The organism is Citrobacter sp. Cm038 (assembly GCF_030333105.1).
GTDB lineage: Bacteria > Pseudomonadota > Gammaproteobacteria > Enterobacterales > Enterobacteriaceae > Citrobacter > Citrobacter murliniae.
Window position 1 is genome coordinate 434,721 of the sequence record NZ_JAOWGO010000018.1, and the last position, 15,348, is coordinate 450,068.

General features: G+C 51.0%; 18 protein-coding genes. All 18 read left to right on the forward strand.

All coding sequences use genetic code 11. The features are described 5' to 3' along the window. Positions 1-15: 15 nt before the first annotated feature. The 18 genes from OGY01_RS10895 (at position 16) to OGY01_RS10980 (ending at position 15,338) form a co-directional block, all read left to right on the forward strand. Complete coding sequence (locus tag OGY01_RS10895; RefSeq protein WP_286493098.1) at positions 16-795, forward strand: type IV pilus biogenesis protein PilM; 780 nt, start codon at positions 16-18, stop codon at positions 793-795. Further along, on the forward strand, positions 795-1,334 hold the full coding sequence (locus OGY01_RS10900; protein ID WP_048223479.1) for a PilN domain-containing protein: 540 nt from the start codon (positions 795-797) through the stop codon (positions 1,332-1,334). The genes OGY01_RS10895 and OGY01_RS10900 overlap by 1 nt, the downstream gene beginning before the upstream one ends. Then, positions 1,318-1,788 (forward strand): HofO family protein, encoded by a 471-nt coding sequence (locus tag OGY01_RS10905; RefSeq protein ID WP_045448427.1) that lies wholly within the window; start codon positions 1,318-1,320, stop codon positions 1,786-1,788. Before OGY01_RS10900 ends, OGY01_RS10905 begins: the two co-directional genes overlap by 17 nt. Then, a complete protein-coding gene (locus OGY01_RS10910) occupies positions 1,778-2,182 on the forward strand; it encodes a HofP DNA utilization family protein (RefSeq protein ID WP_045448425.1) in 405 nt (134 codons plus the stop codon). The genes OGY01_RS10905 and OGY01_RS10910 overlap by 11 nt, the downstream gene beginning before the upstream one ends. Beyond that, complete coding sequence (gene hofQ / locus OGY01_RS10915; protein WP_286493099.1) at positions 2,094-3,332, forward strand: DNA uptake porin HofQ; 1,239 nt, start codon at positions 2,094-2,096, stop codon at positions 3,330-3,332. Before OGY01_RS10910 ends, hofQ begins: the two co-directional genes overlap by 89 nt. 405 nt (positions 3,333-3,737) lie before the next feature. Beyond that, positions 3,738-4,259: a shikimate kinase AroK gene (gene aroK, locus OGY01_RS10920; RefSeq protein WP_003023552.1), complete on the forward strand. Its 522-nt coding sequence runs from the start codon at positions 3,738-3,740 to the stop codon at positions 4,257-4,259. Between the two features lie 55 nt (positions 4,260-4,314). After that, on the forward strand, positions 4,315-5,403 hold the full coding sequence (gene aroB / locus OGY01_RS10925) for a 3-dehydroquinate synthase (RefSeq protein WP_048222884.1): 1,089 nt from the start codon (positions 4,315-4,317) through the stop codon (positions 5,401-5,403). A gap of 96 nt (positions 5,404-5,499) precedes the next feature. Beyond that, entirely contained in the window at positions 5,500-6,780 is a 1,281-nt protein-coding gene (gene damX, locus OGY01_RS10930; protein WP_286493100.1) for a cell division protein DamX, read from the forward strand. Positions 6,781-6,897: 117 nt separating this feature from the next. After that, positions 6,898-7,734, forward strand: coding sequence for an adenine-specific DNA-methyltransferase (gene dam, locus OGY01_RS10935; RefSeq protein WP_045448416.1), 837 nt, complete (start codon positions 6,898-6,900; stop codon positions 7,732-7,734). Between the two features lie 17 nt (positions 7,735-7,751). Further along, entirely contained in the window at positions 7,752-8,429 is a 678-nt protein-coding gene (gene rpe / locus OGY01_RS10940) for a ribulose-phosphate 3-epimerase (protein ID WP_045448414.1), read from the forward strand. Continuing rightward, positions 8,422-9,180, forward strand: a complete 759-nt coding sequence (gene gph / locus OGY01_RS10945) for a phosphoglycolate phosphatase (RefSeq protein WP_225761397.1) — start codon at positions 8,422-8,424, stop codon at positions 9,178-9,180. The genes rpe and gph overlap by 8 nt, the downstream gene beginning before the upstream one ends. Then, positions 9,173-10,177 (forward strand): tryptophan--tRNA ligase, encoded by a 1,005-nt coding sequence (gene trpS / locus OGY01_RS10950; protein ID WP_045448410.1) that lies wholly within the window; start codon positions 9,173-9,175, stop codon positions 10,175-10,177. Before gph ends, trpS begins: the two co-directional genes overlap by 8 nt. 166 nt (positions 10,178-10,343) lie before the next feature. Then, complete coding sequence (gene yhfZ / locus OGY01_RS10955) at positions 10,344-11,249, forward strand: GntR family transcriptional regulator YhfZ (RefSeq protein ID WP_048222877.1); 906 nt, start codon at positions 10,344-10,346, stop codon at positions 11,247-11,249. 14 nt (positions 11,250-11,263) lie between these two features. Continuing rightward, positions 11,264-11,626, forward strand: a complete 363-nt coding sequence (locus OGY01_RS10960) for a hypothetical protein (RefSeq protein ID WP_045448407.1) — start codon at positions 11,264-11,266, stop codon at positions 11,624-11,626. A gap of 83 nt (positions 11,627-11,709) precedes the next feature. Further along, positions 11,710-12,873: a YhfX family PLP-dependent enzyme gene (locus OGY01_RS10965; protein WP_286493101.1), complete on the forward strand. Its 1,164-nt coding sequence runs from the start codon at positions 11,710-11,712 to the stop codon at positions 12,871-12,873. After that, entirely contained in the window at positions 12,873-14,099 is a 1,227-nt protein-coding gene (locus OGY01_RS10970; protein ID WP_045448403.1) for a phosphopentomutase, read from the forward strand. The genes OGY01_RS10965 and OGY01_RS10970 overlap by 1 nt, the downstream gene beginning before the upstream one ends. After that, the gene (locus OGY01_RS10975; protein ID WP_286493102.1) at positions 14,096-14,974 is read left to right on the forward strand and encodes a phosphotriesterase-related protein; all 879 of its coding nucleotides are present in this window, start codon (positions 14,096-14,098) and stop codon (positions 14,972-14,974) included. The genes OGY01_RS10970 and OGY01_RS10975 overlap by 4 nt, the downstream gene beginning before the upstream one ends. 10 nt (positions 14,975-14,984) lie before the next feature. Then, positions 14,985-15,338, forward strand: a complete 354-nt coding sequence (locus OGY01_RS10980; RefSeq protein WP_045448399.1) for a DUF2620 domain-containing protein — start codon at positions 14,985-14,987, stop codon at positions 15,336-15,338. Positions 15,339-15,348: the final 10 nt, after the last annotated feature.

The following is a 15,348-nucleotide window of genomic DNA, read 5'->3' on the forward strand; positions in this document are numbered from 1 at the left end:
AGGAGATCATCAGCAATGGCTTTCAGTATCTGGAAAATTGGTCTGCATATTCAGCAACATGAAGTGCTGGCTGTTGTCGTCTCTCGTGACGGCTCTGGTTGGTTTCTACCACGCTGGTGGCGTATGCCATTGGCACGTCAGGTTATCGTTGAGGGTCACATTCGCGAGCCTGAACAGCTTGCGGCAGTGTTAATGCCGTGGAGTCGTGAGCTTCCCCGCCGACACCATATCTATCTGTCCTTTCCCGCCAACAGGACACTACAAAAAAAATTTCCACGCCCTGCAATGACCTTACGTGAGCCAGAACAAACGGCATGGTTGTCGGGGTCTATGGCACGTGAGCTGGATATGGAGCCGGATGCGCTGAATTTTGATTATAGTGAAGATACGTTAAGCCCGGCATTTAACGTGACAGCTGCGCAAAGCAAAGAAATTTCAACACTCCTGACACTGATGCAAACGCTGAAAGTACAGGTTGCTGCCATCACGCCTGATGCCAGCGCACTACAACGCTTTATTTCCTATTTGCCACCGCATCAACAGTGTCTGGCCTGGCGTGACGATGAGCAATGGCTATGGGCGACCCGTTATGCCTGGGGACGTAAATCGGCAAGTGATATTACCGTTCTTGACGATCTTGCTGCGACATTATCTCTGGCAACAGAAAACATTGCTCTGTGCGCGCCCAAAGGATTCGATCCCTTAAGCGTCGTGTCTGTCCGCCAGCCGCCCATTCCTCCAGAAAGCCACGTTTTTGCCATTGCGCTGGGTCTTGCTATGGGGGAAATGGAGTGATGACACCGACAATCAATCTTTTGCCCTGGCGTCAGTCACGACGCAATGCCTGCCTGCGGTTTTGGGGGGCTTTATTTAGCGGTTCACTGCTGTTGATTGTCGGCTGCGCGTTGAGCTATTACGCCGTTACCCGTGTAGAAAACCGGGCTGATACTGTGCTGATAACCGCCGAAAAAATGCGGGCTGATGCCCTGGCGGCGCTAAAGCCTCGTTTGCAACTACGTCAGCAACAATGGCAACAAGCTCAGCAACGAGAAAGACTGCGTGACCAGACGCGAAGTTGGCAGCCCATTCTGGAAGGGCTGGCGGCTCTGTTACCAGAGCATGCGTGGTTGACGAAAATGACCTGGCAGCAAGATACGCTGGAAATTACCGGCAGTACGCTGAACTTTGCTGCATTAAAAGTGCTGGAAAATCAATTGCATCAGCAGACCTTTCTTCAGGTAGGTAGCCCAGGGGAAACACAGCAGGATGCACAGGGCCGTTGGCATTTCCACTATCGTCTGATACGGAGCGCTACGCATGATAGCCCTCTGTGATGGCTGGTTGACACAATCGCCGCGTTTTCGCACCGCCTGTTGGGCTGGCTGGAGTTTTGCGCTGGTTATTATTGTCGCGTTATGCCTGTTTTACCCTGCGGTGCAGGCGCGAAATGCACAACGAACAGCGTTAACACAGCAACGTGCGGTAATTCAATTGCAGTGGCGAAACCTGTACCAGTTGGCTGCTTCGGTCGACTCAACGCTTTCGGCAACTGAAGAGAAGATAATTCCTTTTTCTGCTTTAGCGTTCCAGACCCCTGTTACACGTTTGATTCACTGGCAACCCTCCGCGCAGGGAGGCGAGATGGCGCTGAGGTCAGCCTGGGATGCGATCCCGCCAATGTTCGTGCGTTTGGCGGAGCAGGGAATGAATGTCAATCGGTTCTCTCTCAGCGTGGAGGATGCTGAGCTGCTATTAACGATACAGCTGGAGCGTCTGAATGAAGGGTAAACGCTGGCTGTTGGTGTGTTCCAGCTTGCTGATATTGACCGGTATGCGTAATCCCTTCCAGCCGCCAGAAGATCACTGTCAGCTTTCTGAACTATCGACGTGGCGCTATCAAGGCGCCGTGATCAAGGGAGAGCGAACGATAGGCCTGGTGCTGGATGGCAAGCATAAATGGCGGCGTGTAGAGCAGCACGATGTTTTGAACAGTGGCTGGACGGTCTCTCAGGTTACGGCGCAAAACATGACCATTGACACGGATAAAAATTGCGAGCCGTCACGGAGGCAATGGCAACGACAAGGAGAGGTGAATGAAGCGATGGATAGCGGCAGTTCTGATGACAATAGTTCCCACCTTGCTGGCGGGGAAAACGCAAAACGTGACGCTGGTGGTGGATGAGGTTCCAGTTGTTCAGGTGCTGCAGGCGCTTGCTGAACAGGAAGGCAAAAATCTGGTGGTTTCTCCCGATGTCAGTGGCGTACTGTCACTGCACCTGGCTGATGTACCGTGGAAGTTGGCATTCCAGACTGTGGTGAAAAGCGCCGGACTGGTACTGCGTCAGGAGGGAAACATCCTGCATGTGCATTCTGTTCGCTGGCAGAATGAAAATGCGGCACGTCAGGAGAGTGAGCAGGTACGGATTCAGGCGAGTCTACCGCTGGAACATCGCAACATAATTTTGCACTACGCTGATGCAACAGAGCTGGCTAAAGCCGGTGAGAAGCTGCTGAGTGCAAAGGGCAGCATGACGGTCGACAAACGAACCAACCGGTTATTACTGCGTGATAACAACGTTGCGCTGCTCGCTCTGGAGAAGTGGGTGGCGCAAATGGATTTACCCGTTGAGCAGGTTGAACTGGCGGCACACATTGTTACGATTAATGAGAAAAGCCTGCGCGAGCTGGGAGTTAAGTGGTCACTGGCTGATGCACAACAATCGGCGACGGTGGGTGATGTCACGACGCTTGTCAGCGATATCTCCGTACCTGCTGCGACCACCCGTGTAGGGTTTAACATTGGGCGTATTAATGGGCGTTTACTTGAGCTGGAGCTTTCTGCACTCGAGCAAAAGCAGCAGCTCGATATTATTGCCAGCCCACGGTTACTGGCATCTCACTTGCAACCTGCCAGTATTAAGCAGGGGAGTGAGATCCCTTACCAGGTTTCCAGCGGAGAAAGTGGCGCGACCTCCGTTGAGTTCAAGGAGGCTGTGCTGGGAATGGAAGTCACGCCAACTGTGCTGCAGCAAGGGCGGATTAGACTTAAACTGCATATCAGCCAGAATGTTCCCGGTCAGGTATTACAACAAGCGGATGGCGAAGTGCTGGCTATTGATAAGCAAGAGATTGAAACCCAGGTAGAAGTAAAAAGTGGAGAAACAATCGCGCTGGGTGGGATTTTTTCGCGTAAAAATAAATCTGCGGAGGACAGCGTCCCGCTGTTAGGCGATATCCCCTGGCTGGGTTATTTTTTTCGTCATGACGGCAAAGAAGATGAGCGACGCGAGTTAGTCGTGTTTATCACGCCAAGACTGGTCCCGACAGAATAACTTATGCAGGAAAAGCCGTTGTTTTTGCACTGAACACGTTTCAGGGATTTGACGTGCGGGTGTATTTAGCATACAAGGAGTACCGATTTGAGCGTCGGTACTTTTCTTTACTTATGCGAGCAGTGAACATGCCTTGCCTTTCTGGTGGTGTGTCATTGGCTTATTTGGCCTCATTTGGCTACGCGATACGTCGCTGAGCCTGATGTTTACGGGGTAGCTTATCTACCACAACCAGAAATGCGCAAGGATTGGTGATTTATTCAGTTGCCAAACCCGCTTGAGTATTGAGATAATTTTCAGTCTGACTCTCGCAATATCTTATGAGGTTTCAGTTCATGTCCTGCTGCGCTGTGTGTCTGCGAAGCGGGTTTACCATTAACGAATAGTCTTAGTAGTACCGAAAAAATGGCAGAGAAACGCAATATCTTTCTGGTTGGGCCTATGGGTGCCGGAAAAAGCACTATTGGGCGCCAGTTAGCTCAACAACTCAATATGGAATTTTACGATTCTGATCAAGAGATTGAGAAACGAACCGGAGCTGATGTGGGCTGGGTCTTCGATGTAGAAGGTGAAGACGGCTTCCGTGATCGCGAAGAAAAAGTCATCAACGAGTTGACGGAAAAACAGGGTATTGTGCTGGCAACTGGCGGTGGCTCTGTTAAATCACGTGAAACACGTAACCGTCTTTCCGCTCGTGGCGTCGTGGTCTATCTTGAAACGACAATTGAAAAACAACTTGCGCGAACTCAACGCGACAAGAAACGCCCGCTGCTGCAGGTAGAATCGCCGCCTCGTGAAGTTCTGGAAGCGTTGGCTGATGAACGCAATCCTCTGTATGAAGAGATTGCTGACGTGACCATTCGCACCGACGATCAGAGCGCAAAAGTCGTGGCAAACCAGATTATTCATATGTTGGAAAGCAACTGATTCTGGCTTAATACACTCGTCTGCGGGTACAAGTAACTAAGGTGGATGTCGCGTCATGGAGAGGATTACAGTCACTCTCGGGGAACGTAGTTACCCTATCACCATCGCGGCTGGTTTGTTTAATGAACCGGCTTCATTCTTACCGCTGAAATCGGGCGATCAGGTTATGTTGGTGACCAACGAAACTCTGGCTCCCCTTTATCTCGATAAGATTCGCGGCGTACTTGAACAGGCGGGTGTTAACGTTGATAGCGTGATCCTTCCCGATGGTGAGCAATATAAAAGCCTGACGGTTCTGGACACGGTTTTCACCGCGTTACTGCAAAAACCGCACGGTCGTGATACCACGCTGGTTGCTCTCGGTGGCGGCGTGATTGGCGATCTTACCGGTTTTGCTGCGGCAAGCTATCAGCGTGGTGTACGTTTTATTCAAGTTCCGACAACGCTGTTGTCGCAGGTTGACTCCTCCGTTGGCGGCAAAACTGCCGTAAACCATCCCCTCGGTAAAAATATGATTGGCGCGTTTTACCAACCGGCCTCCGTGGTGGTGGATCTCGACTGTCTGAAAACGCTTCCTGCGCGAGAGCTGGCATCGGGACTGGCGGAAGTAATCAAGTACGGCATCATTCTTGACGGTGAATTTTTCAGTTGGCTGGAAGAAAATCTGGACGCGCTGTTACGTCTGGATGGCCCGGCAATGGCGTACTGTATCCGTCGTTGTTGTGAGCTGAAAGCAGAAGTTGTCGCAGCAGACGAGCGCGAAATGGGCTTACGTGCTTTACTGAATCTGGGGCATACGTTTGGCCACGCAATCGAAGCTGAAATGGGTTATGGCAATTGGTTGCATGGTGAAGCTGTTGCAGCAGGTATGGTGATGGCGGCTCGTACGTCAGAGCGCCTGGGCCAGTTTACCTCCTCTGATACGCAGCGCATCATTACGCTGCTTAAGCGAGCAGGCTTACCGGTTAATGGACCTCGTGAGATGTCTACTCAGGCATATTTGCCGCACATGCTGCGTGATAAGAAAGTGTTGGCGGGAGAGATTCGTTTAGTGCTTCCGCTGGCCATAGGGAAGAGTGAAGTACGCGGCGGAGTGTCGCACGAGGTGGTTCTTAACGCTATTGCTGATTGCCAGCAGGTGTAACAACAAGAAAGGTCCGGCTTGCGTTGCAAAGCGTAAGTCTTTTAGCTTCAGGTTATGTGCAAAGTCGTAAGCATTAACCTTTGAGTGGGGTGTTAAATGGATGAATTCAAACCAGAAGACGAGCTGAAACCCGATCCCAGCGATCGTCGTACTGGTCGTTCTCGTCAATCGTCTGAACGTGATAATGAGCCGCAAATCAATTTTGATGATGTTGATCTGGATGCCGACGATCGTCGTCCAACGCGTGCGCGTAAAGAGCGTGATGAAGAGCAAGAAGTTGAAGAAGACTATGAATCTGATGACGAAACCGTGGATGAAGAGCGTGTAGAACGTCGTCCGCGTAAGCGTAAACAAGCTGCCAGTAAACCTGCCTCTCGTCAGTACATGATGATGGGCGTAGGTGTCCTGGTGCTATTGCTGTTGATCATCGGTATCGGTTCAGCGCTGAAGGCCCCCTCATCCTCCTCTTCCAGTGATCAGACTGCGTCTGGCGAGAAGAGCATCGATCTTTCTGGCAGTAACGCAACGGATCAAGCGAGCACGGCTCAGCCGGCTGGCAATACGCAGCAGGATGTTTCTCTGCCACCGATTTCCTCTACACCGACCCAAGGACAGGCACCTGCTGCCGCTGAAGGTCAGCAGCGGGTTGAAGTGCAGGGCGATCTGAACAATGCCCTGACGCAGCCGCAAGGCCAGGAACAAGTTAATAATGTGGTAGTGAATTCTACGCTGCCCACTGAACCTGCTACCGTTGCACCAATTCGCAATGGCAATACGGCACGTCAGACTGCTACAACAGAACCTGCGGAACGCCACGCAACTACGCGTCCGGCAGAACGCAAACAGGTTGTTATTGAGCCGAAGAGTAAGCCGCAAACTACAGTGAAAGCGACGCCGACAGAGCCAAAACCGGTTGCTCAGGCGAAACGCACTGAACCGACAGCGCCAGTCACTACGACGAAAGCGCCAGCCGTGACAGCTACACCAAAAGCGACAACTGAGCCAAAAGCAACCGTAAGTACGACGCCTGCCCAGACTGCTGCACCTGCGACAACGACTACAACACCTGTTGCTGGCGGCGCGAAAAGTGCAGGGAATGTTGGTGCTTTAAAATCCGCACCGTCCAGTCATTACACTTTGCAGCTCAGCAGTTCTTCTAACTACGACAACCTGAATGGTTGGGCGAAGAAAGAGAACCTGAAAAACTACGTGGTGTATCAGACGACGCGTAACGGTCAACCGTGGTATGTTCTGGTGACTGGCGTGTATGCGTCTAAAGATGACGCTAAACGTGCAGTGTCTACGTTGCCTGCCGATATTCAGGCGAAAAATCCGTGGGCAAAACCGCTGCATCAGGTTCAGGCAGATTTGAAGTAAGATAGGCTATGTTCTGCAATTGTTTGATGTTTCGCCCAATTGCGGGACAAAGACTAAAGCGCAGGATGCTGTCGGAGCTTTCTCCACAGCCGGAGAAGGTGTAATTAGTTAGTCAGCATGAAAAAAAATCGCGCTTTTCTGAAGTGGGCAGGGGGAAAATACCCCCTGCTTGATGATATCAAGCGGCATTTGCCCCAAGGTGAATGTCTGGTTGAACCCTTCGTGGGTGCCGGGTCGGTGTTCCTCAACACCGACTTTTCTCGTTATATTCTTGCCGATATCAACAGCGACCTCATCAGTCTCTATAACATCGTGAAGGCGCGTACTGATGAGTATGTGCAGGCTTCACGCGAGCTGTTTGTACCTGAAACTAATCAGGCTGAGGTGTACTATCAGTATCGGGAAGAATTTAATGCCTGTCAGGATCCGTTTCGACGTGCGGTGCTGTTCTTATATCTGAACCGTTTTGGCTACAATGGCCTGTGTCGTTATAACCTCCGTGGCGAATTTAACGTGCCATTTGGCCGTTATAAAAAACCCTATTTCCCGGAAGCAGAGTTGTATCATTTTGCAGAAAAAGCGCAGAATGCAGAATTCCATTGCCTTTCGTATGAAGAGTGCATGGATCGTGCCGATGTAAACTCTGTTGTCTATTGTGATCCGCCGTATGCCCCATTGTCTGCTACGGCGAATTTCACCGCTTATCATACCAACAGCTTCAGCCCAAAAGAGCAGGCCCGTTTGGCTGAGATGGCGGAAAAGCTGGTCAGTAAGCGAATCCCGGTGTTAATTTCGAACCATGACACGCCCGATACCCGAGAGTGGTACAAAGCGGCGAAACATTTTCAGGTCAAAGTGCGGCGCAGTATAAGCAGCAACGGCGGCACACGTAAAAAGGTGAACGAATTGCTGGCTCTGTACAAACCAGGGGTCGTAACGCCTGCGAAAAAATAATTCTCAAGGAGAAGCGGATGAAACAGTATTTGATTGCCCCCTCAATTCTGTCGGCTGATTTTGCCCGCCTGGGTGAGGACACCGCGAGAGCATTAGCTGCCGGTGCCGATGTCGTGCACTTCGACGTCATGGACAACCACTATGTACCGAATCTGACTATCGGGCCGATGGTGTTGAAGTCGCTGCGTAAATATGGGATCACTGCCCCAATTGATGTCCATCTGATGGTGAAGCCGGTTGATCGTATTGTCCCGGACTTTGCTGCGGCAGGAGCCAGCATCATTACTTTTCATCCTGAAGCCTCCGAGCATGTCGACCGCACTTTACAGCTCATCAAAGAGAATGGTTGCAAGGCGGGTCTGGTGTTTAACCCGGCGACACCGCTGAGCTACCTGGACTACGTAATGGATAAGCTGGATGTGATCCTGCTGATGTCCGTAAATCCGGGGTTTGGCGGGCAGTCTTTCATTCCTCAAACGCTGGAAAAATTACGTGAAGTCCGTCGCCGTATTGATGAATCCGGCTATGACATCCGCCTGGAAGTCGATGGCGGCGTCAAGGTAAACAACATTGGCGAAATCGCGGCAGCGGGTGCTGATATGTTTGTCGCAGGCTCTGCAATTTTCGACCAACCAGACTACAAAAAAGTCATTGATGAAATGCGCAATGAATTGGCGAAGGTAAGTCATGCATAAATTTCAGGACATTCGTGGCGTTGCATTCGACCTCGACGGTACGCTGGTTGACAGTGCGCCAGGATTAGCCGCAGCGGTGGATATGGCGCTGTACGCGCTGGAGTTACCGACGGCGGGTGAAGAACGCGTGATTACCTGGATAGGTAATGGCGCTGATGTGTTGATGGAGCGTGCGCTCACCTGGGCTCGTCTGGAGCGTGCCACGCTGCGTAAAACGATGGGTAAACCGCCCGTAGATGACGACATTCCTGCTGAAGAGCAGGTGCGTATTTTACGTAAGCTGTTCGACCGCTATTACGGTGATATCGCTGAAGAAGGAACCTTCTTGTTCCCTCATGTTGCTGATACGCTGGGTGCGTTGCATGCGCAAGGCCTGCCGTTAGGCCTGGTGACCAACAAACCAACGCCGTTTGTGGCGCCGTTGCTCAACGCATTGGACATCGCCAAATATTTTAGCGTGGTCATCGGTGGTGACGACGTGAAAAACAAAAAACCGCATCCCGATCCACTACTGTTAGTGGCTGACAGGATGGGGATTCCCCCCGAGCAATTGCTCTTTGTGGGCGATTCGCGTAATGATATTCAGGCCGCAAAAGCGGCTGGTTGTCCCTCAGTTGGCCTAACGTATGGTTATAACTACGGTGAAGGGATAGATCTCAGCCAGCCAGATGTAATTTACGACAGCATTAATGACCTTCTGCCCGCACTCGGGCTTCCGCATAGCGAAAATCAGGAATTGAAAAATGACTAAGCCCATCGTTTTTAGTGGCGCACAGCCCTCAGGTGAATTGACCATTGGCAACTATATGGGTGCGCTGCGTCAATGGGTAAACATGCAGGATGACTACCATTGCATCTACTGTATTGTGGACCAGCATGCTATCACCGTCCGTCAGGATGCTCAGAAGCTGCGTAAAGCAACACTGGATACGCTGGCGCTTTATCTGGCGTGTGGTATCGATCCTGAGAAAAGCACCATTTTTGTTCAGTCCCACGTACCAGAGCATGCACAGTTAGGCTGGGCGCTGAACTGCTACACCTATTTTGGTGAACTGAGCCGTATGACCCAGTTCAAAGACAAATCTGCGCGCTACGCTGAGAACATCAACGCCGGTCTGTTTGACTATCCGGTACTGATGGCCGCTGATATTCTGCTGTACCAGACGAATCTGGTACCGGTAGGTGAGGATCAGAAGCAGCACCTGGAACTGAGCCGCGATGTTGCCCAGCGTTTTAATGCGCTGTATGGCGATATCTTTAAAGTGCCTGAGCCGTTTATTCCTAAATCTGGTGCGCGCGTGATGTCCCTGCTGGAGCCGACGAAGAAAATGTCTAAGTCGGATGACAACCGTAACAACGTGATCGGCCTGCTGGAAGATCCGAAATCAGTGGTTAAAAAAATCAAACGTGCAATGACGGATTCCGATGAGCCGCCTGTTGTGCGCTACGATCTGCAGAATAAAGCGGGTGTTGCTAACCTGCTGGATATTCTCTCTGCCGTGACCGGCCAGAGCATTCCAGAACTGGAACAGCACTTTGAAGGCAAAATGTATGGTCACCTGAAAGGCGAAGTTGCGGAAGCTGTTTCCGGTATGCTGACTGAGCTTCAGGAGCGCTACCACCGTTATCGTAATGATGAAGCTTTCCTGCAGAAAGTAATGAAAGACGGCGCAGAAAAAGCCAGTGCTCGCGCATCTGAAACGCTGAAAGCGGTTTATGAAGCGATTGGTTTTGTCGCTAAGCCGTGATTCATTCAGTGTTATTAAAAAAACCGGGTAAACCCCGGTTTTTTTTCGTCTGTGTTTTTTGCAACCCACAAAAATTGTGAAGCGCTTCGCCGTTTGCACATTCCCCCATTGCGTTATACCTTCAATTTAATGAAGATATAAATATTCAATTTACTGAAAATATATGATGAGCCGGACATTTATCAAGAAAGAGGGGGTTGTGCAGACAACCCTGGCCCGTTACTTGCTCGGAGAGAAGTGCGGTAACCGTTTGAAAACGATTGATGAACTGGCAAATGAATGCCATTCATCGGTAGGGTTAACGCAGGCCGCGCTTAAAACGCTGGAATCCTCAGGGGCGATCCGTATTGAACGTCGCGGGCGCAACGGTAGCTATCTGGTGGAGATGGATAATCGGACGTTGTTGAAGCATGTCGACATCAATAACGTGGTCTGTGCAATGCCGCTGCCCTATACCCGTTTATATGAAGGACTGGCGAGTGGGTTGAAGGCACAGTTTGACGGCATTCCATTTTATTACGCGCATATGCGTGGGGCAGATATTCGTGTGGAATGCTTGCTAAATGGTGTCTACGACATGGCGGTTGTTTCCCGTCTGGCGGCGGAAAGCTACCTTGCGCAAAATGGGCTTTTCATCGCACTGGCGCTGGGGCCGCACACTTATGTAGGTGAACACCAGTTAATCTGTCGCAAGGGTGAGTCCGGGAGCGTGAAGCGTGTTGGGTTGGATAATCGTTCGGCGGATCAGAAGATCATGACCGAAGCCTGTTTTGGCGAGCGTGATGTTGAGCTAATTGATCTTCCTTATCACGAAAGCCTTCAGCGTATTGCGAAAGGGGATGTAGATGCGGTTATCTGGAATGTGGTTGCGGAGGCTGAACTGGCGGTGCTGGGATTAGAAGCTACACCGCTGACTAGCGACCCGAGATTCCTTCAGGCCACGGAGGCTGTGGTGCTGACCCGGACAGATGATTATCCGATGCAGCAATTGCTACGTACCATCGTTAACAAAGAGGCGCTGCTTGCCCATCAGCAACGAGTGGCAAATGGCGAGCAGGAACCCAGTTATTAAGCGAAGGGCATGGGATGGAAAACAGACTGAACCTGCTGTGTGACGCAGGCGTTATCGACCAAGATATCTGCAGCGGCATGCTGCAGGTTGTGAAGCGACTGGATGAAGAGTGGCGTTTGCCGGTTTATTCCGAGCAAGGGACGATGGCGATGACCCATATGGCAAGTGCATTAATGCGCAGTCGTCGGGGAGAAGTGATTGAAGCGCTGGATGATGAACTGTTGACAGAACTGACGCAATCCAACCTCTGGCCAACTATTTTGTTGGTACACCAGATTTTGCTGAAAGAGTTTGCGGTGACACTGCATCCGAATGAAGAGGGGTATCTGTTGGCAAATCTGTACGGTTTGTGGATGGCGGCGCACGAAGTCGTCTGAAGTAAATAGAGTATCGGCGTATTGCACTTTAAATATTCAAAAAAATGAATATTTAACTGAGGGATTAGAAACGAGGCATACAGATGTTTATACATGCATTGAAACGCCAGAACCCTGCTCTTATTACTGCTGCGGTTAGCTTGTGGCAGAAGGGAAAGATCGCTCCGGACAGTTGGGTCATTGATGTTGACCAGGTGATGGAGAATGGCAAACGCCTGCTAGACGTAGCCAGACAGCACGGTATGTCACTCTATTTGATGACGAAGCAGATAGGTCGTAATCCCTGGCTGGCGGACAAGCTTTTACAGCTGGGATACGAAGGCATTGTGGTCGTTGATTACAAAGAAGGTCGGGTCATGCGACGTGCGGGGCTGCCGGTCGCACATCAGGGACACCTGGTGCAGATCCCTTCGCGACAGGTTAGTGAAGCGGTAGCTCAGGGGACCGACGTTATTACCCTGTTTTCGTTGGAGAAAGCGCGTGAGGTTTCTGCAGCAGCGCTAAAGACCGGTCGTGAACAGAGCGTAATGCTTAAAGTGTATGGCAAAGATGATTTTCTTTATCCGGGACAAGAAAGCGGTTTCCCAGTGACGTATCTGAATGAAGTGGTAAGTGAAATACGTCGTTTACCTGGCCTTCGCCTGAGCGGCTTAACGCATTTTCCTTGTCTGCTATGGGATGAGAAATCTGCCGAAACGATACCGACACCAAACCTGCACACTCTGGTGGAAGCCAGATGTCAGTTAGAGGCAGCGGGAATTGAGATTGAACAACTTAATGCCCCTTCTGCCAGCAGCTGCGCGTCGCTGCCGCTACTGGCGAAATATGGTGTAACTCATGCTGAACCAGGACATGCCCTGACAGGGACTGTCCCTTCCAATCAAAAAGGTGATCAACCTGAACGTATTGCGATGCTCTGGCTGAGTGAAATTTCGCACAATTTTCGTGGAGATAGCTATTGCTATGGCGGTGGTTATTACCGTCGCGGTCATGCGCAAAATGCACTGATTTTTACTCCTGACAGTAATACGCCCATTGACGCGAAGCTGAAACCTGTCGACGCCAGCAGTATCGATTATTACCTGCCTCTGGCTGGAGAGTTCCCGGTGAGCAGTGTGGTGGTGTTCTGCTTCCGTACCCAAATTTTTGTGACGCGCAGTGATGTGGTGTTGGTATCCGGGATTCAACGTGGTGCGGCAGAAATTGTGGCCCGTTACGACAGCCTTGGCAACGTTCTGGAGGACTGATGGCCCGATTCGTGGTGTTGGTGATCGATAGCTTTGGCGTTGGCGCAATGAAAGACGTGGCGCGGGTCAGGCCGCAGGATGCCGGGGCAAATACCTGCGGACATATTCTTGGCAAATTACCGCAGTTGCAGCTTCCCACGCTGGAAAAACTGGGGCTGATTAACGCGTTGGGCTATACGCCTGGTGTGATGAATCCTTCTGCGTCAGCGGTTTGGGGCGTAGCTGAATTGCAACATGAAGGTGGCGACACCTTTATGGGACATCAGGAAATTTTAGGAACCCAACCACAGTCTCCGTTACGTATGCCGTTTAGCGAAGTGATTGCCGACGTTGAACGGGCACTGATTGCCGAAGGCTGGCTGGTAGAGCGACGTGGTGGCGAGCTGACGTATCTGTGGGTCAACCAGGCGGTTGCAGTGGGTGACAACCTCGAAGCCGATTTAGGTCAGGTCTATAACCTTACCGCGAATCTTTCTGTTATCCCGTTTGATGAGGTGTTGAAGATAGGGCACGTGGTACGCGAACAAGTACAAGTAGGGCGGGTGATTGCCTTTGGTGGGCAGCTTAATGACAGCCAACGCATTCTGGATGCCGCTGAGATAAAAGAAGGCCGCTTTATCGGTATTAACGCTCCGCGTTCCGGTGCTTATGAACGTGGTTTCCAGGTCAGACATATGGGCTACGGCGTTGATGATCGGGTACAGGTACCACAACAGCTGTATGAGGTGGGAGTGCCTACGGTTCTGGTTGGTAAAGTAGCGGATATCGTCAGCAATCCTCACGGCCGCAATTGGCAAAACCTGGTAGACAGTCAGCAGATTATGGATATCACGCTGAATGAATTTCAGGCCAAATCAACAGTGTTCATCTGCACCAACATCCAGGAAACCGACCTCGCCGGACACGCAGAGGATGTCGCACGTTATGCCGAACGTTTACAGCTTGTCGACCGTAATCTTACACGTCTTCTGGCGGCTATGGCTCGGGATGATTGTTTGGTCGTCATGGCCGATCACGGCAACGATCCGACCATCGGACATAGTCACCATACCCGCGAAGTCGTACCGATATTGGTTTATCAGCAGGGACTGGAACCCACCCGGTTGGGCGTTCGTACCACGTTGTCGGATGTAGGGGCAACGGTTTGCGAGTTTTTTGGTGCACCACCTCCACAAAACGGCACCTCTTTTCTTTCATCGTTGCGACTTACAGGAGACACCTTATGAAGATTGATACGACGGGCTATACCTACGTCCACGAGCATTTGCATATCGATCTCTCTGGTTTTAAGAACAACCTCGATTGTCGACTGGATCAATACGATCTCATCTGTCAGGAGATGAAGGATCTGCGGGCGTTGGGCGTTCGCAACATTATTGAGATGACTAACCGATACATGGGGCGGGATCCACAATTTATGCTCGATATCATGCGTGATACGGGGATGAACGTGGTGGCCTGTACTGGCTATTACCAGGATGCGTTTTTCCCGGAGCATGTTGCGACCCGCAGCGTGGAGCAGCTTGCTCAGGAGATGATTGATGAGATCCTTATCGGTATCGATGGCAGCGAACTCAAAGCTGGGATTATTGCGGAAATTGGCTCCAGCGAAGGGGTGATTACGCCACTGGAAGAGAAGGTGTTTATTGCCGCCGCACGAGCGCATAACGAAACCGGGCGACCGGTTTCGACTCATACCTCTTTTAGCACCATGGGGCTGGAACAGCTGGCGCTACTGAAAGCGCAAGGCGTTTCGCTCTCTCGCGTGGTTGTAGGCCACTGCGATTTGAAAGATAACCTCGACAATATTCTGCACATGATCGATCTCGGCGCGTATGTGCAGTTCGACACCATCGGTAAAAACAGCTACTACCCGGACGAAAAGCGTATTGGGATGCTGCATGCGTTACGCGATCGTGGGTTGCTTAACCGCGTGATGCTCTCAATGGATATTACCCGCCGCTCCCATCTGAAAGCCAATGGCGGTAATGGTTACAACTACCTGTTAAACAACTTTATTCCACAGCTGCGCCAGTCAGGATTCAGTCAGGCCGATGTGGATACGATGTTACGTGATAACCCCTCTCAATTTTTCCAATAAGGACAGAATAATGAAAAAGATTGGCGTTGCTGGCTTACAGCGTGAGCAGATTAAAAAAACTATCGAAACAGTGGCTCCTGGCTGCTTTGAAGTCTCTATTCATAACGATATGGAAGCGGCGATGAAGGTGAAATCCGGGCAACTGGATTACTACATTGGCGCTTGTAACACCGGTGCGGGCGCGGCGTTGTCGATTGCCATTGCGGTGATTGGTTACAACAAAAGCTGCACCATTGCCAAGCCGGGGATTAAGGCGAAAGACGACCATATTGCAAAAATGATTACGGAAGGAAAAGTCGCGTTTGGTCTCTCCGTTGAACACATTGAACACGCAATCCCAATGCTGATTAACCATCTGAAATAAAGGCACGAAT

What these genes read in the sequence shown, in the direction of transcription:
- gph (WP_225761397.1), top strand. Translation starts at nt 8,422, where the DNA reads ATGCATAAATTTCAGGACATTCGTGGCGTTGCATTCGACCTCGACGGT.
- aroB (WP_048222884.1), top strand. Translation starts at nt 4,315, where the DNA reads ATGGAGAGGATTACAGTCACTCTCGGGGAACGTAGTTACCCTATCACC.
- OGY01_RS10910 (WP_045448425.1), top strand. Translation starts at nt 1,778, where the DNA reads ATGAAGGGTAAACGCTGGCTGTTGGTGTGTTCCAGCTTGCTGATATTG.
- OGY01_RS10895 (WP_286493098.1), top strand. Translation starts at nt 16, where the DNA reads ATGGCTTTCAGTATCTGGAAAATTGGTCTGCATATTCAGCAACATGAA.
- OGY01_RS10905 (WP_045448427.1), top strand. Translation starts at nt 1,318, where the DNA reads ATGATAGCCCTCTGTGATGGCTGGTTGACACAATCGCCGCGTTTTCGC.
- rpe (WP_045448414.1), top strand. Translation starts at nt 7,752, where the DNA reads ATGAAACAGTATTTGATTGCCCCCTCAATTCTGTCGGCTGATTTTGCC.
- OGY01_RS10960 (WP_045448407.1), top strand. Translation starts at nt 11,264, where the DNA reads ATGGAAAACAGACTGAACCTGCTGTGTGACGCAGGCGTTATCGACCAA.
- dam (WP_045448416.1), top strand. Translation starts at nt 6,898, where the DNA reads ATGAAAAAAAATCGCGCTTTTCTGAAGTGGGCAGGGGGAAAATACCCC.
- OGY01_RS10965 (WP_286493101.1), top strand. Translation starts at nt 11,710, where the DNA reads ATGTTTATACATGCATTGAAACGCCAGAACCCTGCTCTTATTACTGCT.
- OGY01_RS10980 (WP_045448399.1), top strand. Translation starts at nt 14,985, where the DNA reads ATGAAAAAGATTGGCGTTGCTGGCTTACAGCGTGAGCAGATTAAAAAA.
- yhfZ (WP_048222877.1), top strand. Translation starts at nt 10,344, where the DNA reads ATGAGCCGGACATTTATCAAGAAAGAGGGGGTTGTGCAGACAACCCTG.
- OGY01_RS10900 (WP_048223479.1), top strand. Translation starts at nt 795, where the DNA reads ATGACACCGACAATCAATCTTTTGCCCTGGCGTCAGTCACGACGCAAT.
- OGY01_RS10975 (WP_286493102.1), top strand. Translation starts at nt 14,096, where the DNA reads ATGAAGATTGATACGACGGGCTATACCTACGTCCACGAGCATTTGCAT.
- OGY01_RS10970 (WP_045448403.1), top strand. Translation starts at nt 12,873, where the DNA reads ATGGCCCGATTCGTGGTGTTGGTGATCGATAGCTTTGGCGTTGGCGCA.
- aroK (WP_003023552.1), top strand. Translation starts at nt 3,738, where the DNA reads ATGGCAGAGAAACGCAATATCTTTCTGGTTGGGCCTATGGGTGCCGGA.
- hofQ (WP_286493099.1), top strand. Translation starts at nt 2,094, where the DNA reads ATGAAGCGATGGATAGCGGCAGTTCTGATGACAATAGTTCCCACCTTG.
- damX (WP_286493100.1), top strand. Translation starts at nt 5,500, where the DNA reads ATGGATGAATTCAAACCAGAAGACGAGCTGAAACCCGATCCCAGCGAT.
- trpS (WP_045448410.1), top strand. Translation starts at nt 9,173, where the DNA reads ATGACTAAGCCCATCGTTTTTAGTGGCGCACAGCCCTCAGGTGAATTG.